General features: G+C 62.9%; 21 protein-coding genes. 14 read left to right on the forward strand and 7 right to left on the reverse strand.

What is annotated here, in order from left to right:
* Positions 1-167 precede the first annotated feature (167 nt).
* The 5 genes from JFN90_RS04000 (at position 168) to JFN90_RS04020 (ending at position 6,098) form a co-directional block, all read left to right on the forward strand.
* Complete coding sequence (locus JFN90_RS04000; protein WP_199393807.1) at positions 168-1,730, forward strand: bifunctional aminoglycoside phosphotransferase/ATP-binding protein; 1,563 nt, start codon at positions 168-170, stop codon at positions 1,728-1,730.
* A complete protein-coding gene (locus tag JFN90_RS04005; protein WP_199393808.1) occupies positions 1,727-1,975 on the forward strand; it encodes a hypothetical protein in 249 nt (82 codons plus the stop codon). Before JFN90_RS04000 ends, JFN90_RS04005 begins: the two co-directional genes overlap by 4 nt.
* Positions 1,975-5,211 carry a SpoIIE family protein phosphatase gene (locus tag JFN90_RS04010; RefSeq protein WP_199393809.1) on the forward strand — a complete coding sequence of 1,079 codons (3,237 nt, stop codon included), beginning with the start codon at positions 1,975-1,977 and terminating at the stop codon, positions 5,209-5,211. The genes JFN90_RS04005 and JFN90_RS04010 overlap by 1 nt, the downstream gene beginning before the upstream one ends.
* A 91-nt stretch (positions 5,212-5,302) precedes the next feature.
* On the forward strand, positions 5,303-5,644 hold the full coding sequence (locus JFN90_RS04015) for an STAS domain-containing protein (protein WP_129125724.1): 342 nt from the start codon (positions 5,303-5,305) through the stop codon (positions 5,642-5,644).
* A 31-nt stretch (positions 5,645-5,675) separates the two neighbouring features.
* Complete coding sequence (locus JFN90_RS04020; RefSeq protein WP_199393810.1) at positions 5,676-6,098, forward strand: ATP-binding protein; 423 nt, start codon at positions 5,676-5,678, stop codon at positions 6,096-6,098.
* Here JFN90_RS04020 and lgt read toward each other — a convergent pair whose 3' ends face one another.
* From lgt to JFN90_RS04045, 5 genes are all read right to left on the reverse strand, one after another.
* On the reverse strand, positions 6,099-6,872 hold the full coding sequence (lgt, locus tag JFN90_RS04025) for a prolipoprotein diacylglyceryl transferase (protein WP_199393811.1): 774 nt from the start codon (positions 6,870-6,872) through the stop codon (positions 6,099-6,101). It abuts the gene before it with no gap.
* Positions 6,873-7,038: 166 nt separating this feature from the next.
* Entirely contained in the window at positions 7,039-7,536 is a 498-nt protein-coding gene (locus JFN90_RS04030; protein ID WP_199393812.1) for a DUF4124 domain-containing protein, read from the reverse strand.
* Positions 7,537-7,599: 63 nt separating this feature from the next.
* Positions 7,600-7,944, reverse strand: coding sequence for a histidine triad nucleotide-binding protein (locus JFN90_RS04035; RefSeq protein ID WP_199393813.1), 345 nt, complete (start codon positions 7,942-7,944; stop codon positions 7,600-7,602).
* 38 nt (positions 7,945-7,982) lie between these two features.
* Positions 7,983-8,747, reverse strand: a complete 765-nt coding sequence (locus tag JFN90_RS04040; RefSeq protein ID WP_199393814.1) for a TlyA family RNA methyltransferase — start codon at positions 8,745-8,747, stop codon at positions 7,983-7,985.
* A 129-nt stretch (positions 8,748-8,876) separates the two neighbouring features.
* Positions 8,877-10,721, reverse strand: a complete 1,845-nt coding sequence (locus JFN90_RS04045) for a UbiD family decarboxylase (RefSeq protein ID WP_199393815.1) — start codon at positions 10,719-10,721, stop codon at positions 8,877-8,879.
* Between the two features lie 163 nt (positions 10,722-10,884).
* On the opposite strand from JFN90_RS04045, the gene JFN90_RS04050 reads away from it, so the two are divergent.
* From JFN90_RS04050 to nhaD, 6 genes are all read left to right on the forward strand, one after another.
* The gene (locus tag JFN90_RS04050) at positions 10,885-13,383 is read left to right on the forward strand and encodes a PAS domain-containing sensor histidine kinase (protein ID WP_199393816.1); all 2,499 of its coding nucleotides are present in this window, start codon (positions 10,885-10,887) and stop codon (positions 13,381-13,383) included.
* Positions 13,384-13,609: 226 nt separating this feature from the next.
* On the forward strand, positions 13,610-14,983 hold the full coding sequence (locus JFN90_RS04055) for a sigma-54-dependent transcriptional regulator (protein WP_199393817.1): 1,374 nt from the start codon (positions 13,610-13,612) through the stop codon (positions 14,981-14,983).
* Between the two features lie 442 nt (positions 14,984-15,425).
* The gene (locus tag JFN90_RS04060) at positions 15,426-16,436 is read left to right on the forward strand and encodes a TRAP transporter substrate-binding protein (RefSeq protein WP_199393818.1); all 1,011 of its coding nucleotides are present in this window, start codon (positions 15,426-15,428) and stop codon (positions 16,434-16,436) included.
* A 75-nt stretch (positions 16,437-16,511) separates the two neighbouring features.
* Positions 16,512-17,186, forward strand: coding sequence for a TRAP transporter small permease (locus JFN90_RS04065; RefSeq protein ID WP_199393819.1), 675 nt, complete (start codon positions 16,512-16,514; stop codon positions 17,184-17,186).
* Positions 17,183-18,562 (forward strand): TRAP transporter large permease, encoded by a 1,380-nt coding sequence (locus JFN90_RS04070; protein ID WP_199393820.1) that lies wholly within the window; start codon positions 17,183-17,185, stop codon positions 18,560-18,562. The genes JFN90_RS04065 and JFN90_RS04070 overlap by 4 nt, the downstream gene beginning before the upstream one ends.
* 158 nt (positions 18,563-18,720) lie before the next feature.
* Entirely contained in the window at positions 18,721-20,004 is a 1,284-nt protein-coding gene (gene nhaD, locus JFN90_RS04075) for a sodium:proton antiporter NhaD (protein ID WP_199393821.1), read from the forward strand.
* 54 nt (positions 20,005-20,058) lie between these two features.
* Here nhaD and JFN90_RS04080 read toward each other — a convergent pair whose 3' ends face one another.
* On the reverse strand, positions 20,059-20,619 hold the full coding sequence (locus JFN90_RS04080; protein ID WP_199393822.1) for a YcbK family protein: 561 nt from the start codon (positions 20,617-20,619) through the stop codon (positions 20,059-20,061).
* A gap of 175 nt (positions 20,620-20,794) precedes the next feature.
* On the opposite strand from JFN90_RS04080, the gene JFN90_RS04085 reads away from it, so the two are divergent.
* Positions 20,795-21,106 (forward strand): hypothetical protein, encoded by a 312-nt coding sequence (locus JFN90_RS04085; protein WP_199393823.1) that lies wholly within the window; start codon positions 20,795-20,797, stop codon positions 21,104-21,106.
* A gap of 73 nt (positions 21,107-21,179) precedes the next feature.
* Here JFN90_RS04085 and JFN90_RS04090 read toward each other — a convergent pair whose 3' ends face one another.
* Complete coding sequence (locus tag JFN90_RS04090; protein ID WP_199393824.1) at positions 21,180-21,875, reverse strand: helix-turn-helix domain-containing protein; 696 nt, start codon at positions 21,873-21,875, stop codon at positions 21,180-21,182.
* Between the two features lie 384 nt (positions 21,876-22,259).
* Between JFN90_RS04090 and JFN90_RS04095 the strand changes: the two genes are divergently transcribed.
* Positions 22,260-22,571, forward strand: coding sequence for a PilZ domain-containing protein (locus JFN90_RS04095; protein WP_199393825.1), 312 nt, complete (start codon positions 22,260-22,262; stop codon positions 22,569-22,571).
* Positions 22,572-22,628: 57 nt separating this feature from the next.
* Entirely contained in the window at positions 22,629-24,905 is a 2,277-nt protein-coding gene (locus tag JFN90_RS04100; protein WP_199393826.1) for an HYR domain-containing protein, read from the forward strand.
* The last annotated feature ends 59 nt before the right edge of the window (positions 24,906-24,964 follow it).

Genomic DNA, 24,964 nt, shown 5'->3' on the forward strand with positions numbered 1-24,964 from the left:
CGGCACCCCGGTGGGATACAGTATCCGGGGTGGCGCGGTTAACAACATGAAAGCTAGCATAAATAGGTAACAGCGTCAAACAACATTTAGATGCATTTTAAGCTGTTGCACCCCAAATGCGGTATGGTACTATTCTTAAGTGAAATCATTGGCTTACCGGCAAAACAATGGATCAAAAGCTTATAAAATCGCTACTTGAAGCACCAGCCTACCCCGAGCCGACGGCAGCGGTGCGCCTGGTCGAGACCCACGTCTCCTACATCTTCATCACCGACCACTTCGTATACAAGGTAAAAAAGGCCGTTGATTACGGCTTTTTAGACTTCACCACGCTCGACCGGCGTCGCTTTTACTGCGGCGAAGAGGTGCGCCTGAACCGGCGCCTGTGCCCCGACGTCTACCTGGGGGTCGTGGAACTGCGCCAAAGCGGTGACGGCGCCGCTTTCGCCGGCAGCGGCAAGGTCATCGACTACGCGGTCAAGATGAAGCGCCTGCCCCAGGAGCGCATGCTGGATCAACTCCTCAAGGACGGTGCCGCCTGCGCGGCCGACATGGCCCGCATCGCGGCCGCCGTGGCCTCTTTCCACGCCGGCGCGGACCAGGGCCCGCAGATCGCGGACTGCGGCGCTCCCGGCGTGATCGGCGAGAACTGGGAGCAGAACTTCCGCCAGAGCGCACCTTTCGTCGGCACCACGCTGCAGGGCAGGGAACTGGCAGAAATCCGCCAATGGGTGCACTCCTTCCTGGCCGCCGGCGAGACGCTGTTCCAGTCCCGTGTCACCGGCGGTTTCATCAGAGACTGCGACGGCGACCTGCACTCCGGCAACATCTGTCTCACCGACCCGGTCTGCATCTTCGACTGCATCGAGTTCAACGAGCGCTTCCGTTACATAGATACCGCCGCCGACCTCGCGTTCCTGCTCATGGACCTGGAGTACGCCGGGCGCCCCGACCTGTCCCGGGAGCTGCTGGCCGCCTATGGCGAGGCGAGCGGGGACCTGGGCATGGCGCCGCTGCTCGACTTCTACAAGGCGCAGCGCGCCTTCGTGCGCGGCAAGGTGACCAGCCTGCGCCTGGGTCAGCCGGGCATGAGCCCGGAGGAGTCCGCGGCGGTGCGGGACGCGGCCCGGCGTTACTTCCGCCTGGCACGCGGCTACACCCTGAGGGACCGGCTCACCCCGACACTCGTACTCACCTGCGGCTTGAGCGGCAGCGGCAAGAGCAGCCTGGCCGGCGAACTGGGCCGCGAACTCGGTTTCGACCTGATCCGCTCCGACCTGGTCCGCAAGGCGCTGGCCGGCGTCCGCGCGTCAGGGGTAGAGCCTGACGCCTCCTACCGGGCCGGGATCTACAGCGAGGAGATGGATCGCGCCACCTACGGCGCCCTCCTGGCACAGGCGGAACTCTCCCTTACCGGCGGCAATGGCATCATCGTGGACGCGACCTTCCAGCGGCGCTCGGACCGGGAGCGGTTCCGGCAGCTCGCCGCGAGGCTCGGCGCTTCCTGCCTGGTCCTGGAGACCCGCTGCCCGGAAGCGGTCGCCCGCGAGCGCCTGGAGCGGCGACGCCACGATCCCGCCGAGGTGTCCGACGCCCGCTGGGAGCAGTACCAGCGGCAGCGGGCCGAGTTCGACGCGCCGCAGCCGGGGGAAAGTGTCCTCCTCGACAGCACCCTCCCGGTCTGGGACGAGGCGGAACGCGTGCTCGCCGCAATGGGGTTATCGGCATGAAAACGAACGTAAGACAAATCGTGCTGCACCGGCTCAAGCTGAAGGACACCTGGGTGATCTGCTTCGTGCTCGGCTTGGTGATGATGAATTACCCCTTCATCAGCATCTTCAACAAGTCCAGCCTCCCCTTCGGCATTCCGCTCCTCTACCTGTACCTGCTGATCGGCTGGGTCTTTTCCATCTTCATCGTTTACCTGTTCAGCCGGGCGGCCAGCAAGGACACCGACACCAAGGGGCACATGTAATGCTGGACGTCAACTGGGTCTGGGGCACGGCCCTGCTCTACATAGCCTTTCTGTTCCTGGTCGCCTACTACGCCGACCAGCGCCAGAAGGCCGGTCGCAGCATCACCGCCAACGCCTGGGTCTATGCCCTCTCCATCGCGGTCTACGCCACCTCCTGGACCTTCTACGGCTCGGTGGGGAAGGCCGCCACCACCGGCATCGACTTCCTCCCGGTCTACCTGGGCCCCACCCTCACCGCCTTCAGCTGGTGGTTCCTGCTCAAGAAGATGGTGCGCATCTCCAAAGAGAACAACATCACCTCCATCGCCGACTTCATCAGCTCCCGCTACGGCTCCTCCCAGTGGCTGGGCGGGATCATCACCGTGATCACCCTGATGGGGGTGATGCCCTACATCGCCCTGCAACTGAAGGCGATCTCCACCTCGTTCACCATCATCACCGGCTACCACGACTTCCACGTGGGCCTCATGGACCGAATCTACATCCCCTCCCCCCACCCGGGGCTCTTCACCGCGGTATTCCTGGCGGTGTTCAGCGTCCTGTTCGGGGCGAGGCACCTCATCTCCACTGAGCGCCACGACGGCCTGGTGGCCGCCATCGCGCTGGAATCGGTGGTGAAACTGTTCGCCATGCTCACCGTGGGCCTGTGCATCACCTATTTCGCCTTCAACGGCATGGGTGACATCTTCCAGCGCGTGCATCAGAAGGATCCGCAGCTGCTGGCGCGGCTCACCACCCTGGGTGACCGCGGCGACAACTCCTACGCCTCCATGTTCAGCATTCTGACCCTTTCCATGGGTGCCGTCATGCTCCTGCCGCGCCAGTTCCAGATCATGGTGCTGGAGAACGCGCACGAGTCGCACCTGAACTCGGCCTCTTGGCGCTTCCCCGCCTACATGTTCCTGATGAACCTGTTCGTGATGCCCATCGCCCTGGCCGGTGTGCTCCTGAACGGCAACAACGTCGGCGCCGACTACTTCGTGCTCACCCTCCCCATGCAGCTAGGCTACCCCTGGCTGGCGCTGGTCGCCTTCCTGGGCGGCTTCTCCGCCTCGGCCGGGATGGTCATGGTGGAATCGATCGCCGTCTCCACCATGCTCTTGAACCATGTGCTGCTGCCGGTGGTGATCAGGCTCAAGCCACGCGCCTGGTTCCCACTGCTGCTCATCAACCTGAAACGCTTCGGCATCGTGCTGGTCATCCTCTTGGGCTACCTGTACCAGAGCGTGGTGGGCGAAAGCTACATGCTGGCCAACATGGGGCTCATCTCCTTCTCGGCGGCGATCCAGTTCGCACCGGCGCTGATCGGCGGCCTCTACTGGCCCCGCGGCAACAAGGCGGGCGCCATCGTGGGGCTCTTGGCCGGCTTCGCGGTCTGGTTCTACACGCTGCTGATGCCCTCGCTGCTGCGCGCCGGCGGCTGGCAGGGGGACTTCCTGCTCAACGGCCCCTTCGGCATCGCCCTGTTGCGTCCCCAGGAGCTCTTCGGGCTGAGCGGGCTGGACCCGTACACCCATACCCTGTTCTGGAGCATGTTCCTGAACATCGGCGCCTACCTCTCCCTGTCCATCCTCCTGGGCCAAGGGGAAAAGGAGCGCGAGCAGGTGAACCGCTTCGTCCGGGTCTTCACCCCCGAGAGCGCCACCCCCCACTGGGAGACCAAGCGCCTTTCCAAGCCGGTCACCATCGTGCAGTTCGTGAACCTCATGACCAAGTTCATCGGCGAGCAGCAGGCCGCCGCCGCCATCACCGACTACCTGGGCGACCGCGAGATCGACAGCAAGGGGGGAGTTTCCGAGTTCGAACTCCCCAACCTGAAGCGCTTCGTGGAGAAGACCCTGGCCGGCTCGCTCGGCGGCGCCGCGGCGGGTGCTGTGGTCGAGAGTTTCCTCTCCGACATCGGTTCGCGCATGGAGCCGGTCTACGACATCTTTTCCACGGTGCGCACCTCGCGGGACCAGAGCCGCGAGGCCCTCTTCGTCAGGCTGCGCGCCTCGGAGATCATGAACCGCTCGCTGGAGCTGGACATCATCATGGGGGACCTGCTGGAGCTGTTGCTGCGCGAGTTCAAGCTCGACCTCGCCGTGATCCGCCTTTTGAACGAGGAATCCGTGCTGCAGGTGCGCTGCTACCGCGGCGTCGGGGGAGAGCGGCTCACCGCGGAGGACCGCATCCTGGAGATCGACACCCACGTCGGAGAGGCCTTCCTCGGGTGCCGCACCGAGTTCTTCAACGACACCGCCTTCATCACCAAGCCGATCGCCAAGGAGATCTTCCGCCGGGAAGGGATCAAGTCCTTCGCCCACATCCCCATCGCCAGCGAAGGGTCCCAACCGGTCGGCATCCTCTCGGTCTTTTCCCGCTCCATCGTCGGACTTTTCACCGAGCAGTTCGTGGAGCTGCTGGAGAGCCTCGCCGGCCAACTGGCGCAGGCCGTGCGCATCGTCGAGGAGCGCGAGGCGCGGGAACGGGAGCGGCGCCAGAAGGAGGCGGCTCTCTTGGAGAACGCCCGGGTCACCCGCGATCTGGAGCTCGCCAAGCAGATCCAGCTTTCGCTACTCCCGGAACACCCCCCCACCCTGCCCGGGGTGCGCATCGCCAGCCGCTGCGTCCCCGCCGCCCACGTGGGGGGGGACTACTACGACTTCTTCCAGCGCGGCGAAGAGGTGCTGGACCTGGTCATGGCGGACGTCTCCGGCCACAGTGTGGGTGCCGCCCTGATCATGGTGGAAACCCGCAGCGTGCTGAGGGCACAGATCACGGAGCCGGGCTCGGCCAGCGACCTCCTGAAACTGTTGAACGAGCTCCTCTACGACGACCTGACCGGCGCCGAGCTTTTCATCACCATGTTCTGCGCCAGGTACGATAGCTCCACCGGGATGCTCAGATACGCCAACGCCGGGCACACCCGCCCCCTTTTGTTCCGTGCCGGTGCTCCGACGGAGCTGGACGCGGAGGGGCTCATCCTCGGCGTGGAGCGGGGCGTGGTCTTCGAGGAGCAGCGCATCGCGCTGCAGTCGGGAGATCTGCTCTTTATTTACACCGACGGCATCATCGAGGCCGAGAACGGGGAGGGAGAACTCTTCGGCATCCCGAGACTCTGCGCGCTGCTCGGCGCCATGCTGGAGCTGGAACCGGAGGTGGTGATCGAGAAGGTGCTCTCGGAGGTATCCGCCTACGCCTGGCCCAATCCTTTACAGGACGACATATCCATGGTAGTCATGAAAGTTGCCTGAACCGACAGTGGCGCCACTTGCTAAATGTCGGCACTTATTGCACAATAAATCTGGCGGTATACCGTACGGACCTCACAACAAGGAGATGGTTATGAACCTAGCGAGCGAGACGAGGAACGACGTTGTAATCATATACGTCAAGGAGGAAAGGCTGGACGCGCACAACTCCACCGAACTGAAAAGCGCGGTACAAAAGCTTTTCGAGGACGGCAAGAAGAACGTTCTGGTGGACTTGAAAGATGTACGTTTTATCGACAGTTCCGGGTTGGGCGCGCTGGTCTCGGGGTTCAAGAACGCCATCTCGCACCAGGGCAACCTGAAACTTTCCTCGCTGCAGTCCCAGGTCAAGTCGATGTTCGAGCTGACCCGCCTGCACCGGGTTTTCGAGATCTTCCCTTCCACTGTGGAGGCGGTGGAGAACTTTCAGTCCTAGCGGGTCAGGCGCCGGCAAAGCGAGGCATCAGATGGGAAACACGATCGAGGTCGACATAAAGGTTCCCAACAAGACCAGGTACCTGAGTCTAATCGGGAAGATCGGGGAAGATATCGCCCGGGAGCTGGAACGCTACAGCGGCGACAAGGAGGTATTGGCCTACCATCTGAACCTGGTCCTTACCGAGGCGATGGTGAACGCCATCAAGCACGCCGGCCCCAAGGAGCCTGAAAAACTGGTGCGCATCGTGATCACGCTGCACCATGACGACCTGACCATCAGGGTCTACGACGACGGCCAGGGGTTCGACATCAACACCATCCCGGCCCCCAACTTCGAAGAGTTGGAGGACCGGGGCCGGGGGATCTTCCTGATCCGCACGTTGATGGACTCCGTGGCCTACCGGAAAAACTGCAAGGAAAACATGCTGGAAATGAAGAAAAAGCTCTCCTGATCACCCCCGCCTGCAGCGATAGCACACCATCGCCACGCCCAGCAGGAACATCGGCAAGCTCAGCATCTGCCCCATCGACAATCCCCCCAGGACGAATCCGAGCTGCTCGTCGGGCTGCCTGACGAACTCTACCAGGAAGCGGAACAAGCCGTACAGCGCGATGAAGGACCAGACCACCACGCCGTCATGGCGCACCCTCTTGGAAACCTGGTACAAGACCAGGAACATGAGCGGTCCTTCCAGGAAGGCCTCGTAAAGCTGCGACGGATGGCGCGGCAGCGGCCCTCCGGTCGGGAAAACGATGCCCCAGGGGACGTCGGTGACCCGGCCGTAGAGTTCGCCGTTGATGAAGTTGCCGATGCGGCCGAAGCCAAGCCCCACCGGAGCCGCCAGGAACCCCAAGTCGGCCAGCGGGTAAAAGCCCACTTTGAACTTGCGCACGAAATAAATGCTCGCCAAAAGGGCGCCGATCAGTCCGCCGTGGAAGGACATCCCCCCCTCCCATACCGCGAACAGCTTGAGCGGGTGGGCGAGGTAGAAGGCGAAGTTGTAGAACAGGATGTAGCCCAGGCGCCCGCCCAGGATCACCCCCACCGCGACGGTGAAGATGAGGTCGGCGACCTGGTCCCGGTTCAGGGGGAGCCCCTTTCGCTTCACCCCGGAGAGGATGATGAAGTAGGCGGCGACGAAGCCGCAGATGTACATGAGACCGTACCAGCGGAATTCCAGCGGCCCGAGGCGCAGGAAGACCGGGTCGATGTTCGGGAAGATCATGCTGCATTCTCCAACGTGATGGTAGTCATTGTGCCCGACTCGGGCCCAAGGCAGAAGGGACTGGCTCCGTCAGGTGCCTGTCCCTTTGGCGGAACGTTCCTTTCAGCTCAAACACCTGCCCAAGCGGTAAGGGGACCGGCACCTGGCGGAGCCAGTCCCCATTGAGCTACTTCCTGAATTCCGATGGGACGTTGAGACGGTCCGCGGATTCCCGCAGTTGGTCGAGCTTTTTCTGCTGCGCCTGGACCCGGTCCTCGGCGTACTTGATGCTGTTCTGGATGGAGAGGTAGTCGGTACGGCTCATGCGCGAGGTATCGGAGAGCCTCCCTTTCAGGGTGGCCAGGTCCGACTGCGCGTTCTTCAGGTTGAAATCGGCCTGCAGGAATTCCCTGCGCCAAGCGGCCTCGTCCTTGCCGCCGTAGAGCTTCTTCGCCCCCTGGGCATCCTCGGACTTCACCTTGGCGGGCTCGGCCGTCCCTTTTTCGATCACCTTGGGGGACGCGTCCTCCGCCCCGAGCCTCCGCGCCTTCTTGCGGAATTTCTTGGGGACCTGCCCCAGGTCGTCGGCGAAGTTCACCGTACCCCTTTCATCGGTCCACTGGTACATCTCCGCCACCGCGGTCAGCGGGTAGAGCAGGAGCAGCAACACGAGCAATCTCTTCATTTTAGATCCTCCTTTAGCCGTACCTCGTGGTATCGGCACCTCGCGCAGGTCGTCGGGCTCCGGCTAGCCCGGAGGCCACCCAAGCTTGCGCCCCGCCAGCAGGTGGAAGTGGATGTGCCAGACCGACTGGCCGGCGCCGGCGTTGTTGTTGTTCACCAGGCGGAACCCCTCCTGGTCGAAGCCGCGCGCCCGGGCCAGGGACGCCGCGACCCGGTGCACCGCGCCGATCAACTGATCGTCCGCAGGAGTCAGATCCAGGGTGTTCACCATGTGTTTTTTCGGGATGATGAGCATGTGCTGCGGCGCCGCCGGGTTGATATCCTCGATAGCGAAGAGGAGGTCGTCCTCGTAGACCTTCTTTACCGGGATGCTCCCATCGGCCATCTTGCAGAACAGACAATCACTCATGTTTTCCTCCAGTTGAAACCAAGACCTTCGAGTTTTGGTTAAGCTTCCGGCAAGGACGCTGCCGGCTCTGCCGTGCCACCTTTTCGCAGGTGGATCAGGAATTCCTTGTTCCCTTTCGGGCCCAGGATGGGAGACTCGCACACCCCCAGCACCGACAGCCCCAGCCCCTGGGCCAGTTCGGTCACGTTCTTCACGACCTCCTGGTGTTTCTTCTCGTCTCTGACCACGCCCCCCTTCCCCACCTGGCCGCGTCCCACCTCGAACTGCGGCTTGATCAGGGCGACAATGGCGGCGTCCTCCTTGAGGAGGCGCAGCGTCGGGGGGAGCACCTTGTCCAGCGAGATGAAGGACGCGTCGATGACGGCGAGGTCGGGGCACTCCGGCAGCGATTCCAGGTGCCGGATGTTGGTCTTTTCCAGGTTCACCACGCGCGGGTCCTCGCGCAGTTTCCAGGCGAGCTGGCCGTAGCCGACGTCGACAGCGTAGACCTTTTGGGCGCCGCGCTGCAAGAGGCAATCGGTGAACCCGCCGGTGGAGGCGCCCACGTCGACGGCGACGAGCCCCGCGACGGAGATCGCGAAGCGGTCCAGCCCCTGGGCGAGTTTCAGGCCGCCGCGGCTCACGTAGGGGAGCGGTTCCCCCTTCAGGCGGATCTCGGCCTCCAGCGGCACCATGAGTCCCGCCTTGTCGGCCAGGTGATCGTCCACCACCACCTGTCCCGCCATGATGAGCGCCTTGGCCCTCTCCCGCGAGGGGGCGAGCCCCCGTTCCATGACCAGTTTGTCCAGTCTTTCCTTCGCCACCGTTACTCCAAATTCAAAAGCCATGTCACGCAAAGCCGCAAAGGCGCCAAGCCAAGCCGTATCGTTAAAGCTTTTGTTCCAATTATCGTTTCTTTCTTCGCGCCTTTGCGTCTTGGCGTGAGTCCGCCTTTAATACAACCCATGCAGCGGCCCGCCCGGCGCGGCCAGCTCGTCCACCCTGCGCTCCACGGCCGGGTCCTCGATCAAGGGGGGCGCGTGGTGCGGCTTCACCCTGGCGTCGATGACCAGGGGGCCGGTGCAGCCCCACTGCTTGCAGACCGTGCTCGCCCCGACGCCGTAGATGTCGGCCGCGGGATCGGAGCGGGTGAAGGTGACCCAGAGGAAATTGTTCAGCTCCGCCGCGGTGAAGCGGCTGTCGTCGCAGACGACGATGAGCGGGAATCCTTCCAGCCCCGCCACCCCCTCAAGCACCTGGCACAAGGCATCCATCTGCGCGTCCGCCTCCCCCTTCGGGGTACGGCACGCGGGGCCCTGCACGGCGATGACGCCGGGGAGACAAAGCGCGGGCGCCGAGAAACCGGGCGCGAGCGTGAGCCCAGCAGGGAGCTCGGTCCCCAGCGTGCGCCGCTTCTCCCCGATGGCCGCAAACACCACCTTGGAGCCGCTGTTCAGCCCGGATCCCGAGTAGTCCAGGGTGTCCATGGTGGTGGCGGTCTGGAAATGGAGGTCGCGGCGCGGGTCGATGCGCTCCAGGACGTGCCCCAGGAACGCGGGGATGTCGTGGATGTCGAGCCTCGGCGCGTCCTCGTGGGCGGCGATCATCAGGTACTTGGCCAGGGAAAGTTGCCCCTGCCCGAGCACCGCGTTGGCGATGGTCAAGAGTTCCTGCGGGGTACGCCGCTCGCCGTACGGGACGTAGCGCTCGCTCCCCATGGCGAACAAAAGCGGATGCACCCCGGCGGCGTCCACGGCGTGTACCGCCTTCACCCCCGGGATCACGGTCGGGATCAGCGGCCCGGTCAGTTCGTGAATGAAGGCGCCGAAGGAGGTGTCCTCCTGGGGCGGGCGCCCTACCGTGGTGAAGGGCCAGATGGCGCCGTCGCGGTGCCAGACCTCCTCCACCTTGAGTACCGGGAAATGGTGCGCCAGGCTGTAGTAGCCGAAGTGGTCCCCGAAGGGCCCCTCGGGAAGGGTCCTGGCAGGGTCGATGACGCCGGTGATGCAGAAGTCGGCCTGTGCCGGCATGGGGAGCCTCCCCTCGCGCCGCACCATCTCGATGCGGTGCCCGGCCAGGAGGCCGGCGAAGGAGAGTTCGGGCATCCCCTCGGGAAGCGGCATCACGGCGGCCACGGTCATGGAGGGGGCGCCCCCCACGAAGATGTTGACCCGGAACGGCTCCCCTTTCGCGATCGCCTCCGCATGGTGGAAGCCGATGCCGCGGTGGATCTGGTAGTGCACCCCGATTTCCTCGTTGTTGCGGTACTCCCCCCCGGAGAGCTGCACGCGGTACATGCCCAGGTTGGAATGGCGCAGGCCGGGCTGCAGCGCGCTCTCGGAGTAGACCTGGGGCAGCGTGATGAAGGCGCCGCCGTCGTCGGGCCATGACTTCAACTGGGGGAGCTGGTCGATGGTGGTGCGGTGGGCCAGGATGGGGCCGTCGCTGACGTTCTTGGGGATGAGGTGCCAGGCGGCGGGTACGGCGCCCACAAGGGTCATCATGGGCTCGCGCAGCGCGCAGCGCGGATCGACTTTGAGCTTTACCAGCCGCTCCACCGCTTTCAGGGTGTCCCTGAAGATATACCTGGTACGGTCCAGGGTGCCGAACAGGTTGCCCAGCATGGGGAAGGAGCTCCCCTTGACCCTGGTGAACAGCAGTGCCGGCCCTCCCGCCTGGTACACCCGGCGCTGGATCGAGCCGATCTCCAGATCGGCGCTAACTTCACAGTCGATCCGCACCAGGGCGCCTGAGCGCTCCAGGTCGGCCACACAAGATGCAAGGTCTTTATATCCCAACAAATCCTCCGCCACGGTGTGCCTGATTACCGCATTACTTTTAATGCACCCCCGCAGCCAAGTCAACACAAAAGCCCCCCGCCGGCGGCGGCGCAAAGGAACGCTGTTACGCACCGGCGTTTTGTGCTAACCTGCGGACCTGACTACTATGCGGGGGAGCCTCTTGCCACGTTTCACCATCTTCAAAAAGATCCTGGTCATCACGCTGCTCCTTTCCCTGCTGCCGCTGCTGGTTTCCTCCGCGGTGCTGCTCGCCAACCTGCAGTCGACCAGCGCCCGGCTTTCCAACGAGATCAGCGACTCCGACGACCGCCAGGCCGTGGAATCGCTGCAGATGAAGGCGCGGGACCTCGCTGAAAACATCAAGGACTTCCTGCACCAGTGCGAGAGCGACCTGGTCTTTCTCTCCCGCTCCCCGCTCTCCCGCTCCGCGCTCCTCGACTTCTACCAGACACGGCTCGCCGAGGTGTGGCAGCGGGGCGCCGGTTCCACGGCCGCGCAGGGGACCCACGAATTCCTTCCCATCTACCGCTCCATCGCCCTCATTGACAGAAACGGCAGGGAACGCGTGGTGATCCGCAACGGCCGCTTCGTCCCCGAGGGGCAGCTCGCCGACGTCTCCGATCCGGCCAACACCGAGTTCAAGAGCGAGGACTACTTTAGGCGAGTGCGCGCCCTGAAGCCGGGCGAGATCTACGTCTCCCACCTGACCGGTTTCCACATCGGCAAGCAGGAGCAGCTGGCGGGGGCCCCGGACCCGGAGAGCGCCTACGACGGCAAGATGTACCAGGGGGTGGTCCGCTTCGGTGCGCCCCTGTTCGACGCCAAAGGTGCCTTCAACGGCATGGTGCTCCTGTCCCTGGACCACCGGCACCTGATGGAGTTCACCCAGCACATCGATCCCGGCAAGAACGCCTCCTCGCTCTTTCCTTCCTACCAAAGCGGCAACTACGCCTTCCTCTTCGACGACGAAGGGTGGATCATCACCCACCCCAAGTTCTGGGACATCCGCGGGGTCGACCCCTCGGGGAGGCTGGTGCCCCCCTACACCGCCCGCTCCGGCAAGGCCGAAATAGAAAGCGGCCGCATCCCCTTTAACCTGGATGACGCCGGCTTCATCCACCCCGGCTACCCCAAGGTCGCCGCCGCGGTGCGCGCGAAGCAGGAGGGGTACGTCGACATCACCAACGTGGGCGGCGCCAAGAAGATCATGGCCTTCGCCCCCATCTTCTATGACACCGGCGACTATGCCAGGCACGGCGTCTTCGGCGGGGTCACCATCGGGTTCCAGGTGGACCGCTTCCACGAGGCCTCGCGCAAGGGAGGGCGGCTCATCGCCCGGCAGCTCGGGGAACACCGCCGCACCAGCGCCGTCATCATTTTCCTGACCGCGCTCTTCTCCGCCCTCTCCGCCTGGCTCCTCTCCCGCGGCATCAGCGTACCGCTGCGCCAGTTGACCGAAAACGCCGGGAAGCTCGCCGCCGACGACTTCGTGGACCGGGTCGCCGTCAACTCCGCCGACGAGATCGGGGTCCTGGCCCAGACCTTCAACAACATGGCCGACGAACTGGACCGCCGCAAGCAGAGCCTGCTCGCCACCCTGGAGGAGCTCAAGCAGTCGCGGCTGGAGATCATGGACGAGCGCAACTTCAAGGCGAGCGTATTGGAGAGTATCTCCAGCGGCATCGTCACCTTCTCGCCACACGGCTTTCTCACCTCCATCAACCGCACCGGGAGGCTCTTCCTCGGTGAGGAGGTGAGCGAGGGGACGCACTACCGCGAGGTGTTCCGGGACTGGGAGGGGTTGAGCGACCGCATCGCCGCCGTATTCGCGAGCAACGCGGGCTACGGCAGGGAGACCTTCCGCTTCGACCATGAACCGGGCCGGACCCACTTCGACGTCGGCTTCTTCCCCATCGGGCACGACTCTGAGCACGGGCTCACCATCACGCTCAGAAACGAGACCGAGCGCGAGAACCTGCACGAGGAGATGATGCGCCTGGACCGGCTCGCCTCCCTGGGGAAACTCTCGGCGGGGATCGCCCACGAGGTGCGCAACCCGCTCACCGGCATCTCGCTCCTCTTGGACGACCTGCACGACCAGGCCGCCACCAACAGCGCGGACAAGGAACTGATCAAGAAGGCCCTGGCCGAGATCGAGCGGGTGGAAAAGCTGGTCAGCGCGCTTTTGAACTACTCCTCGCCGGTACGTGCCGAGTTCCGCGAGTGCGACCTGAACCGGCTGGTGCACGACACGGTGCTCCTCTTGCGGCGCCCCTGCGAGAAGCAGCGTGTGCAGCTCACCGTGGAGGAAGGGGAGCTCCCCCCCTTCCGGTTCGACCCGGAGAAGATCAAGCAGGCGGTGCTCAACATCATCAAGAACGCCCAGCAGGCGCTCCCCGGCGGCGGGCACATCAGGATCGCCACCTCGCTGCGGGAGGAGCATGCCGTGATCGACATCAGCGACGACGGCCCCGGCATCTCCGCGGAGGATCTGCCGCTGATCTTCGAGCCCTTCTTCACCAGAAAGGGTGCCGGCACCGGGCTCGGCCTCTCCATCACCCAGCGCATCATCGAGGAGCACCAGGGGCGGGTCCAGGTGGAGAGCGCGCCGGGAGCGGGCACCCGTTTCACCGTGGAACTGCCCTTGGGCGGGCCATAGAAAATCAGCAGCTTGGTTCCGAGTAGTGCCGAGAATGTAGCCCGGGGAATGCGGAGAATGTAGCTCGGTGAGTGCGGAGAATGTAGTGCGGTGAGTGTAGAGAATGTAACCTACGAAGCGCTGCACAAGCCCCGCGTCTCCCCCTTTGCGAAGGGGGGACAGGGGGGATTTGCCTCTTGCCAAAGGGGACCTTTACCCGCGTAAAGTCAGCATAAACAAGGAAGCCATGGAAAAGATACTGATCATAGACGACGAAGCCTTCATCTGCGAAAACGTACAGCGCATCCTCTCCAGCGAGGGGTTCGAGGTGCTGGCCGCCGCCTCGGGGCAGGAGGCCCGCGACCTGATCGCCTCCGAGGAGATCGACCTTGCCCTCCTGGATCTGAACCTCGGCACCGAGGACGGCATCGACGTACTCAAAAACCTGAAGGAGATCGACCCGGAACTGCTGGTCATCATCATCACCGGTTACGGCTCGGTGGAGAGCGCTGTGGAATCCCTGAAGCTCGGCGCCTTCCACTACATGAAAAAGCCGTTCAAGGCGGACGCGCTCCGGCTGATCGTGAAGCTCGCCCTGAAGACGCAGACCCTGAAACGCGAGGTCAGAAAACTGCGGCGCGGCGATGGTGCCCTCCCGGGCGCCTCCCCGATCATCGGCAAGAGCGCGGCCTTCAACGAGGTGGTGGCCCAGGTACGCGAGATCGCCCGGCTCCCCTCCACGGTGCTGATCACCGGCGAATCCGGCACCGGCAAGGAGCTGGTGGCCCGTGCCGTCCACGATCTCTCCGACCGCAAGGACGCCTCGTTCGTCGCCATCAACTGTGCCTCGATTCCGGCGACACTGCTGGAAAGCGAACTGTTCGGGCACGAAAAAGGATCCTTCACCGGGGCGGGGGCAAGAAAGAAGGGGCTCTTCGAGGAAGCGCACCACGGCACCATCTTCCTGGACGAGATCGGGGAAATGGACATGGCGATGCAGGCCAAGCTTTTGAGGGTGCTGCAGGAGAAGAGCATTCGGCGGGTCGGGGCGGTGAAGGACATCGACATCGATGTCCGGGTGGTCGCCGCCACCAACCGCGACCTGATGCAGCGCATCGCAGAGAAGAGCTTCCGGGAGGACCTCTTCTACCGCCTGAACGTGTTCCCGATCCACATTCCTCCCCTGAGGGAGCGCAGCGCCGACATCGCCGCGCTGGCGGCCTACTTCCTGGACAGCTTCAGCCGCTCCTTCGGGCGCCAGTTCCGCGACGTCTCGCCCGAAGCCGAGCGGCTCATGGCCGGCTACGCCTGGCCGGGGAACGTAAGGGAACTCAGAAACGTCATCGAACGCATCTGCATCATGCGCAGCGGCCCGACCCTTCTGGCCGAGCACCTGCCTCTGGAAATCAGGAACGGCCATGAGGCCGAACCCGTTGCCGGGAGCGGCAACCCCATCGCCGTGCCGGACGGCATGGGGCTCGAGGAGGCGATCGGCACCATCGAGAAGTCGCTCATCGAGCAGGCGTTGCAAAAGACCGGCGGCAACGTGCTGCAGACCGCGGCCAACCTGAAGATCCCGCGCGGCACCCTGCGCTACAAGATGGACAAGTACGGCCTCTAACCGTCCGTTGGTTGCGACCGTCGCCGCACGTCGGCGGCAGTCCGCCCTCGCCCTCGCCCTCGCCCATCACTCCATCACTCCATCACTCCATCACTCCATCACTCCATCACTCCCACCGATGGCTGCATTAGAGCCACCCAACCGTCTTTCACCCGCCCGCTACGCCAGACAACCTCATTCTAATGCCAGCGCCCCCCCTTGCCCTGGCAACTATCCGCCACCGCGCTGGCGGATTTCAGCCACCACCGCAACTCACAACCGATATTCTGCCGACGGGCAGGCTCGAATATCAGCATGTTACGGCATCAGGTTCGTGGCACCGCTGTTGCAATAAAACTATGTATCGTATACGCATGACCGCAAGCGGCACCGGAAACCTGGTGCTTAGCGCTAATAAACCAGCACTAATACCAGCAACACACTACTCAAGGAGGAGTACCCCATGAACCTGAAAGCCTGTTTGAAAAGCCTGGCGATGGTGGCCGCAATGGCCCTGCCCATGACCGCGTTCGCTGCACCCGCCCCGATCGTGATCAAGTTCAGCCACGTCGTGGCACAGCACACCCCGAAAGGACAGGCCGCCGACTACTTCAAGAAGCTCGCTGAGGAGCGCACCAAGGGGCGCGTCAAGGTCGAGGTCTACCCGAACAGCCAGCTCTACAAGGACAAGGAAGAGATGGAAGCACTGCAGTTGGGCGCCGTGCAGATGCTGGCGCCGTCGCTGGCCAAGTTCGCACCGCTCGGCGTGAAAGAATTCGAGGTGTTCGACCTCCCCTTCATCTTCGACAACTACCAGGAACTGCACAAGGTGACCCAGGGGCCGGTAGGCGCCAAGCTCTTGAAGAAACTGGAGCCCAAGGGGATCCTCGGTCTCGCCTACTGGGATAACGGCTTCAAGGTGATGAGCGCCAACAAGCCCATCAAGAGCGTGGCCGACTTACGCGGCCAGAAAATGCGCATCCAATCCTCCAAGGTGCTCGACTCCGAGATGCGCTCGGCAGGCGCCATCCCGCAGGTACTCGCCTTCTCCGAGGTATACCAGGCGCTGCAGACCGGCGTCGTCGACGGCACCGAGAATCCCCCCTCCAACCTCTACACCCAGAAGATGCACGAGGTGCAGAAGTACGTCACCCTCTCCGACCACGGCTACCTGGGCTACGCGGTCATCGTCAACAAGAAGTTCTGGCAGGGGCTGCCGGCCGATATCCGCACCACCCTGGAAGGGTGCATGAAGGACGCCACCAAGTACGCCAACGACGTGGCCAAGAAGGACAACGACGAGGCCCTTGCCGCCGTCAAGAAGTCCGGACGCAGCCAGCTCATCGCCCTGACCCCGCAGGACCGCGCCGCCTGGAAGAAGACGATGGACAAGGCCCACAAGGACAACATGGGCCGCATCGGCGCGGACATCGTCAAGGAGGTCTACGCGGCCACCGGATACAACGCCAACTAGCCTCGACAGACCCGTACGTCACGGCCGCCGCGACCGCGCGGCGGCCGTTCCAACGAGTTTCAGGAGAAGCCCATCATGATGAAGTATCTTGACCATCTTGAGGAAATCATCATCACCTTCCTCATCGCCGCCGCCACGGTGATCATCGCCGTGGCCGTCGGCCATCGCTATCTGTCCGGCCTGCCCATCCCGGCACTGCAGGACTGGTTGCTGACCATTAACATGAGTTGGGCGCAGGAGCTCTGCATCTACATGTTCGTCTGGATGGCGAAATTCGGCGCCGCCTACGGCGTCAGAAGCGGCATCCACGTCGGCGTCGACGTACTGGTCACCCGCATGCCCGATTCCTGGCGCAAGGTGACCGTCGTCATCGCCATCCTGGGAGGCGCGCTCTTCACCGGCCTGATCGGCACCCTGGGCGCCAGGTTCGTCTGGGAGAACGGCATGCACTACGCCGTCTTCAACAAGCTGGGCATGAACGTGACCGAACTGATCGAAGGTCCGATCACACCCGACCTCGAGTGGCCGACCTGGATCATCTACTCGGCCGTGCCGCTCGGCTCGTACCTCATGTGCTTCCGCTTCCTCCAGGTCGGCCTCGCCTTCCTGCGCACCGGCGAACTGCCGCACCACGACCACGCCCATGTCGACGGCATCGACGAGATCGGCGCGCTGGACTCGACCGAGGCCCTGGAAGAGTACGAGCAGCACAAGTTCAACCATAAGGACGCGCAGGGGGGTGTGAAATGAGTACTGCAGTAGCTGGCTGGGAACAGTTTTCCAAGAAAAAGGCGGCCACCTGGCTTCTGGCCATCGCCGTCATCCTTGGAGCGATAGCCACCCTCGGCAGCACCGGCGTCGTCTTCGCGCTCTTGCTGGCGCTCATGCTGACCGGCATGCCCATCTCCATCGCCCTGGGGCTCACCGTCCTCACCTTCCTGTTCTTCTTCTCGGAGGTTCCGACCGAAGCCGTGGCCATGAAGCTCTTCACCGGCATCGAAAAGTTCGAGATCATGGCGATCCCGTTCTTCATCCTGGCGGGTAACTTCCTGACCCACGGCGGCGTGGCCAAGCGGATGATCAACTTCGCGACCTCCATGGTGGGGCACTGGCACGGCGGCCTGGCCCTCGCCGGCGTCATGGCCTGCGCCCTCTTCGCCGCGGTCTCCGGGTCGAGCCCGGCGACGGTGGTCGCCATCGGCTCCATCATGATGCCGGCCATGGTGCGCGCCGGCTACCCCAAGCGCTTCGGCGCCGGCGTCATCACTACCTCGGGATCGCTGGGGATCCTGATCCCCCCCTCCATCCCCATGGTGGTCTACTGCGTCGCCACCAACTCCTCGGTCGGCGCGCTCTTCATGGGCGGCGTCATCCCGGGGCTCATGCTCGCCTCGCTGCTCGGACTGGTGGCCTGGTGGCGGGCGAAGCAGGGCAACATGCCCCGCATGAAGAAGGCGACCTGGGGCGAGCGCGCCAAGGCCCTGCGCGAAAGCATCTGGGGCTTGTTCCTGATCTTCATCGTCTTGGGCGGCATCTACTCCGGCATGTTCACCCCGACCGAGGCCGCTGCCATGAGCGCGGTCTACGCCTTCGTCATCGCCGTCTTCGTCTACCGCGACGTCCCCTTCAAGAAGGTCCCCAAGGTGCTGCTCGATTCGGCGAGCATGTCGGCGATGCTTTTGTACATCATCACCAACGCCGTGCTCTTCTCCTTCCTGATGACGCACGAAAACATCCCGCAGCTCATGGCGGACTGGATCCTCGGGCACAACCTGGGCGTGGTCTCCTTCCTTTTGGTCACCAACGTGCTGCTGCTTCTGGCCGGCAACGTCATGGAGCCCTCCTCCATCATACTGATCCTCGCCCCGATCCTGTACCCGGTGGCGATGAAGCTCGGCATCGACCCGGTGCACTTCGGCGTCCTGATCACGGTGAACATGGAGGTCGGCATGTGCCACCCCCCGGTGGGCTTAAACCTCTACGTCGCCAGCGGCATCACCAAGATGGGGATATCGGAACTCACCGTCGCGGTCTGGCCCTGGCTCATGGCCATGATCGGCTTCATGCTGCTGATAACCTACGTGCCGATCATCTCGCTCTGGCTGCCGCGTGCGCTCGGCTATTAGGAACATCCTTTAGCAGGTGCAGCAACAAGAAGGGCCTGTCCATCGGACAGGCCCTTTTCTTACCCCCGCCTGACGCAGGCCCGAAAAACCTTTACGACGCGCCGGAGTTGCGCTATCAATGCCAAGCTCCTTAACGCCACTGCGAGGAAGACACACCCATGATACCCCTGCTGGTAGCAATATTCCTGGTCGCCTACGCCGCCATCGCCCTGGAGCATCCGATCAGGATCAACAAGTCGTCCTCTGCCCTATTAGGTGCCGGCCTGCTTTGGTCGGTATACGCCCTGCTCGGCCCGGAAAGCCACCTGGTCGTGCAGCAGTTGAACGAGTCGCTGGCGTCGACGGCGCAGATCGTCTTCTTTTTGATCGGCGCCATGACCATCGTGGAGGTGATCGACGCCCACAACGGCTTCGAAGTGATCACCGCGCACATCAAGACCAGCAAACTGTCGTCCCTGATGTGGCTGGTGGGCTTCGTCACCTTCTTCCTGAGCTCCGTCCTCGACAACCTCACCACCACCATCGTGATGATCTCGCTGATGAAAAAACTCCTGGACCGCCAGGAAGACCGCCTCTTCTTCGCCGGTCTCATCGTCATCGCCGCCAATGCCGGCGGCGCCTGGACCCCTATCGGCGACGTGACCACCACCATGCTCTGGATCGGCGGGCAGATCACCACGCTGCAGATCATGAAGGGCGTGTTCGCCCCCTCCCTGGTGAACCTCCTGTTGCCGCTGGCCGTGGTTGCCTACCAGCTCAAGGGGCGCGAGGTGGTGGCTCCGGTGCGGGTCGAAAACGGCGACCTGCCCCAGTCCACCCTGTTCGAGCGCAACCTCATGTTCTTTCTCGGCATCGGCATCCTGGTCAGCGTGCCGGTCTTCAAGACGGTCACCCACCTCCCCCCTTTCATGGGCATCCTGCTGGGCTTGGGAATACTTTGGCTGGCCGGCGACTTGGTGCACAGAAACAAGGAGGAGATCGACAAGCGGCACTTCACCCTCGCCCATGCCCTGGAGAAGATCGACATGAGTTCCATCGTCTTCTTCATCGGCATACTGCTCGCCGTGGCCACCCTGGAGCACACCCACATCCTGGCGGGAATCGCCTCCTGGCTGGACCGGGCGGTCGGTCGCCTTGACCTGATCGTGACGCTGATCGGGCTGGTGAGTGCAATAGTGGACAACGTACCGCTGGTCGCGGCGAGCATGGGGATGTACAACCTGGCGCAGCACCCGGCGGACAGCTTCCTCTGGGAGTTCATGGCCTACTGCGCCGGAACCGGAGGTTCCATCCTGGTGATCGGCTCGGCCGCTGGAGTGGCGGCCATGGGACTGGAGAAGGTGCATTTCTTCTGGTACATGAAGCGGATCAGCGGATTGGCCCTGCTGGGCTACTTCGGCGGTGTCGCGGTTTATCTGCTGCAGACGAGGCTCTTCGGCTGACCCCCCTTTACAAAAGCTGCTTCCTCGAGCGAGGCGCCCCGAAGGTATGCGATCCTACCAGGTCCTGAACAGCCCGGAGTCGATGTGGACGAAGCCGGATTGCGGGTAGTAGCCGACCCCTCCGGCGGCGAGGGCGATGGCGGTGCGCCTGATCCGGTCCAGCCCGACGTTAGGGATGACGAGGTCGATGGCCATTCCCTTCATGTGCAGGCTGTCCTTGGCCACGCCCGCCGACCTGCTGCGCAGGCGGGCGTTGTACTCGGGCGAGCGGTAACCGGAGATGATGTGGATCTCGTTGTCCCCCCCCAGGCTGTTATCGAGCCGGTTCAGGTACTCCAGCACGCGCAGGTCCATGGCGGTGGTCTGGTTGGTCTGGTGGCAGCGGAAGATCCAGTTGAGGGCCTGGATGGCCTCGTCGCAGTACTCCCCCAGGCTGTTGCGGTAGGTGACGGTGAGCTTTTCCTTGCAGTTGACGTTGTACAGGGAGAGCTTCCCCTCGGGCGCCCCGCTTCCGTCCACGAATCTGGCCAGCGCCGATTTTGCGCCCAATACCGTGGCTGCGAAAAATGCCGAGGACTTCAGGAACATCCTGCGACACAACATTTTATCTTTCACATAAACTCCTATAAATCAGAGGTTTAGCCCTTCACCGCTGCTACACCTTGCTACCACAAACCCTCCTTGCCTGTCAACCACCGGCCGCACCAAAACGCTCTTTAACTTGCTAATGTGGCCTGGTGTGTTTTCCTCTCTTCGTCGGCACCCACTCCCACTTGCAGGGGGGCAGGCCATGAAGATACCCTACGCCACCAAGACCACCTCGCTCCTCTCCGGTATGACCCTGGCGCTGATGCTCTCGACCGGGGAGCATCTCACCGGCCCGCTCAGCGCAGTGCTCACCCTGACCGGGGCGATCTGGTTCCCGGTGTCCATCGCGGTCTTCGTCCACGGCAAGCAGACCATCGAATACAAGATCCAGTCGCTGCGCGGGGAGCGCCCCTACCTCGATATTCCCAAGGACATCACGCCGCGGGCGCTGATCTGGTTCTCCTCGACGCTGGCCACGGCGTGGCTCCTGAGCCTTATCTACCAGCACCCTTAAACGCAGAAAGGGGAGCTCCATGAGCTCCCCTTCCCCTTGACTTTCCCTATCCCTCGTTGTCGCTGCCTTCGGTTTACGGCTCGAAGGGCTGATCCGCTTCCGACTCCAGCGCACTCCTGATCGCCTTGATCATCTCGACCGGGGAAAACGGTTTCTGGATCAGGTGGAAATCCTCCTTCGCCTGCAGGTGGTCCGGCCGGTAGCCGCTCATAAAGACCGCCTTCGCCTTCGGGTTCACCTTCTTGATTTCCTTGAAGCAGCTGATGCCGTCCTTGCGCGGCATGACGACGTCCAGGACCACCAGGTGAATCGGGCCGTTCTCCGTGTATTTCTCCAGGGCATCCTGACCGTCCTCGGCAGTGATGACCTTATACCCGTAGCTGACCAGAAAGTCGGACAGCATCTCGCGCAGCTGCCTTTCGTCATCGACGATCAGGATGGTCTCCGTCCCCTGGTAACTGTTGTTGATCTTGTTCATCATGATCTCCATGCTACTGATCCAGTCTATCTTGGATCCCTCGATCCTCAGCCGGTCAGGCGTGTTGATCTTCAAAATAAATTCCGTCTCGTAGATGATGCTGGAAGCGGAGGTATTGAGGGCACTGGCGAGGGCGAAGATGGAGACCAGGCTCGGCTGCTGCTTCCCCCCTTCGATATTCGAGATGAACTTACGGTCCAGGCAACTGGCCATGGACAGCTTGTCCTGGGACAGGTTGCGCTCCCGTCTCAATCTGCGGATCACAATGCCGAAAGCTACTTCAATAGTCATTAATCATCCTCCACATGGGAAGCTTTTATAACAAGTTTTCATATAAAATGCTGTAGACAATTACCCCCACGAATTGCACCGTTTACATGAAGGCGCTACTATCTGACCGACAGCCATTCCTCTACATCTCCCTCCAGTGACTCAACGGTTCGCCTTTAAAAGAGAATTGGTTGTTTCCCCTTATCGGCATCGGCGGACGAAAGTACAGCTGCGATACGAAGATATCACTCTGACAGTATTTTTTGGCCTCCGCAGAAATAGCCCGCCTATATCCAAAGGTATAGATAATTATGCCCCCCAGTATATTCAATTCTTTGCACGTAAAGTGTATCAGTAGACCATCTACTACCAGCGATTACGCCTACGGGTGTCGGACGTGACTATATGAAAGCTTTCGCTGAGAGAAACTCGGTCCGCTTCAAAGGGGAGATCCCGCTGGAAGTCAAGCAGGGAACCGGGATTACCCGCGACTTCAGCGCTTGCGGCCTGTACTTTTTCACCGACCAAGAGGTCATGCTGGGCGAGCGCCTGGAACTGGTAATGATGCTGGAGCATCAGAACCAGACGCAGAAGGTGAGGCTGCGCTGCCAGGCAGACGTGGTGCGGATAGAAACGGCAGCCGACCGACTCGGCGTCGCCGTCGCCATAAACAAGCACCTGGTAGACGCGGCGGAAGATGCCGCCGGCCACAGCTGATCGGAGTGACTTTTTTCAACATGTGATGTGATTTCTAAAAAGAAGGAGGACCTGGAGATGAAAAGAGAATTACTTTCAGCATTTGCTTCCCTGCTGATAGCGGCGCCCGTAATGGCGTGCAATGTCGACCCGCAGATTTCCCCGGCCAACCAACGCGTCCCCGAGAAGGATCTCAGCGGCATTCCCACCCTGGTGAAACTGAACGGACAGCCATCGAAGGACACCACTGGCTACTTCTGGGAGCAAACAGCGGGCCCGACCGTCACGCTCAGCAACCCCACCGCTGCCCAACCGTCCTTCTCCGCCCCCGAGGTCGAGTCTGCAGGGGCCACCCTTACCTTCAGGCTCACTGTCAGCGGTTGTTCTCCGCTGCAGAGTAAGAGCATCACCACCAACGTAACCTTGTCCAACGTAGTCACCAACCGCCCACCCGTGGCTTCGGCGACGTTTGCCCCGAGCGCGGTGTACGAAGGAACCCTGGTCACCCTCGACGGCGGCAACTCCTCCGATCCCGACGGCAATACCTTGACTTATCAGTGGACGCAGCTGACCGGCTCCGCGGTCACCCTGACCGCCGACGGCGCCAAGGCGACCTTTACCGCTCCAACAGATGTTCCCTTCCCCGACGGCACATCGCTCAGCTTCCAGCTGACCGTTTCTGATGGCACCCTTGCCAGCAGTACCGAGCAGATCGTCAATGTGCTGTGGGTCAACGATGCGCCCAAGGCGGCACTCTCCTGTCCCGAGACGGTGAACGAGGGGGCGCAGCTAACTCTGAACGGCTCCGGCTCCAGCGACAGCGACAACGGCATCGCCAGCTACAACTGGACCCAGAGCCTCGGCACGCCCAACGCCACCCTGCCGCTCTACGACGCGGCCACCGCCAGCACCCTGAGCTTCGCCGCTCCGTACCTCGACTCCGTCAACGACACCATGACCTTCAAGCTGTTGGTCACCGACGCCGGCACCCTCACCAACAGCAAGCAATGTTCCGTGAAGGTGCTCGACATCACCGCACCGGTACTTGCCAACGTCCCGGCGGATATGACGGCCGAGGCGGCCTCCGCAGCCGGCGCCGAAGTGGGCTTCACCCTTCCGAGCGCCAAGGACAACGTCGACGGCGACTTGACCGTTGTGTGCGCCCCCGCCTCCGGCGCCACCTTCCCGCTGGGGACCTCCACCGTCACCTGCAGCGTTTCCGACGCCGCCAAGAACGGCGTCAGCGGCAACTTCACCATCAAGGTGCAGGACACCACCGCCCCGGCGGTGACCGCTCCCGCGGGGGTCGTGGCCGAGGCGACCGCGCCGTCCTCCCCGGTCACCATCGGCACCGCCACCGCGACCGACGCCGTCGGGGTCAAGGAGATCACCAGCGATGCACCCGCCGCGTACCCGGTAGGGACCACCGTGGTCACCTGGACCGCGCGCGACGCAGCAGGCAATAGCAGCACCGCAACGCAGTCGATAACGGTGAAGGACACCACCGCGCCGGTAGTGAATCCTCCCACGACGGTCACCCTTGAAGCGACCGGCCCCAGCACCAACCTCGCCTTTGGATCCGCAACTGGCACCGCCCCCTCCGGGACCGCAACTGCCAGCGGCGCTTTCGGGACCGCAACTGCCAGCGACGCCGTTGGCGTCACCAGCCTGACCAGCGATGCGCCGGCCTCTTTCCCGGTCGGAACCACCGTAGTGACCTGGACCGCCAAGGATGCGGCCGGCAACACCGGTACCGCCACTCAGTCCGTCACCGTGAAGGACACCACCGCGCCGAAACTTGAGGGCGTCCCCAACGGGTTCACCCTGATCATCGGGCAGGCCGCGACCTATGAGCCGACCGCTACCGACCTCGTCGACGGCAGCGTCCCGGTCGCCTGCACCCCGGCCTCCGGCAGCAGCTTACCCCTCGGCACCTCCACCGTCACCTGCAGCGCCAAAGACGCTCACGGTAACACCTCCAGCGCAAAGTTCGACGTCAACGTGCAGTACGGCTTCAACGGCCTGCTCGCTCCCTACGATGCCAACAAGAGCTACAAGATCAAGAGCGCCATTCCGCTTAAGTGGCAGTTCACCAACAGCAGCGGTACCGTTCTCGCCAGCGTAGCGGCCAAGCCCAGCGTCATCATTCAGCAGGTGAATAATGGCGTAGTGTCAAGCGACGTGGTCACCCTGGACGATGCCGGCTTCAGCGGGCTCCAGTACGACAGCCTGACCAACACCTGGCAGTTCAACTGGAAGACCACCGGTTACGGCGACGGTTTGTACAACGTCTACATCCTGAGCGGCCTTCCCGGCCAGAAAATCGGCCCCTTCAGCGTGAAGCTCGCGAAGTAGGTGAAATCAGCAGCAAACAACAAAAAGGAGGCGGGGAATTCCCCGCCTTCTTTTTTCGT

The organism is Geomonas propionica (assembly GCF_016458235.1).
GTDB classification, from domain to species: domain Bacteria; phylum Desulfobacterota; class Desulfuromonadia; order Geobacterales; family Geobacteraceae; genus Geomonas; species Geomonas propionica.

Excerpts from the sequence above, each read along its gene's own strand:
- JFN90_RS04020 (WP_199393810.1), top strand. The coding sequence starts at position 5,676 with ATGGGAAACACGATCGAGGTCGACATAAAGGTTCCCAACAAGACCAGG.
- nhaD (WP_199393821.1), top strand. The coding sequence starts at position 18,721 with ATGATACCCCTGCTGGTAGCAATATTCCTGGTCGCCTACGCCGCCATC.
- JFN90_RS04030 (WP_199393812.1), bottom strand. The coding sequence starts at position 7,536 with ATGAAGAGATTGCTCGTGTTGCTGCTCCTGCTCTACCCGCTGACCGCG.
- JFN90_RS04060 (WP_199393818.1), top strand. The coding sequence starts at position 15,426 with ATGAACCTGAAAGCCTGTTTGAAAAGCCTGGCGATGGTGGCCGCAATG.
- JFN90_RS04035 (WP_199393813.1), bottom strand. The coding sequence starts at position 7,944 with ATGAGTGATTGTCTGTTCTGCAAGATGGCCGATGGGAGCATCCCGGTA.
- JFN90_RS04070 (WP_199393820.1), top strand. The coding sequence starts at position 17,183 with ATGAGTACTGCAGTAGCTGGCTGGGAACAGTTTTCCAAGAAAAAGGCG.
- JFN90_RS04015 (WP_129125724.1), top strand. The coding sequence starts at position 5,303 with ATGAACCTAGCGAGCGAGACGAGGAACGACGTTGTAATCATATACGTC.
- JFN90_RS04055 (WP_199393817.1), top strand. The coding sequence starts at position 13,610 with ATGGAAAAGATACTGATCATAGACGACGAAGCCTTCATCTGCGAAAAC.
- lgt (WP_199393811.1), bottom strand. The coding sequence starts at position 6,872 with ATGATCTTCCCGAACATCGACCCGGTCTTCCTGCGCCTCGGGCCGCTG.
- JFN90_RS04010 (WP_199393809.1), top strand. The coding sequence starts at position 1,975 with ATGCTGGACGTCAACTGGGTCTGGGGCACGGCCCTGCTCTACATAGCC.
- JFN90_RS04065 (WP_199393819.1), top strand. The coding sequence starts at position 16,512 with ATGATGAAGTATCTTGACCATCTTGAGGAAATCATCATCACCTTCCTC.
- JFN90_RS04100 (WP_199393826.1), top strand. The coding sequence starts at position 22,629 with ATGAAAAGAGAATTACTTTCAGCATTTGCTTCCCTGCTGATAGCGGCG.
- JFN90_RS04000 (WP_199393807.1), top strand. The coding sequence starts at position 168 with ATGGATCAAAAGCTTATAAAATCGCTACTTGAAGCACCAGCCTACCCC.
- JFN90_RS04085 (WP_199393823.1), top strand. The coding sequence starts at position 20,795 with ATGAAGATACCCTACGCCACCAAGACCACCTCGCTCCTCTCCGGTATG.
- JFN90_RS04005 (WP_199393808.1), top strand. The coding sequence starts at position 1,727 with ATGAAAACGAACGTAAGACAAATCGTGCTGCACCGGCTCAAGCTGAAG.
- JFN90_RS04095 (WP_199393825.1), top strand. The coding sequence starts at position 22,260 with ATGAAAGCTTTCGCTGAGAGAAACTCGGTCCGCTTCAAAGGGGAGATC.
- JFN90_RS04090 (WP_199393824.1), bottom strand. The coding sequence starts at position 21,875 with ATGACTATTGAAGTAGCTTTCGGCATTGTGATCCGCAGATTGAGACGG.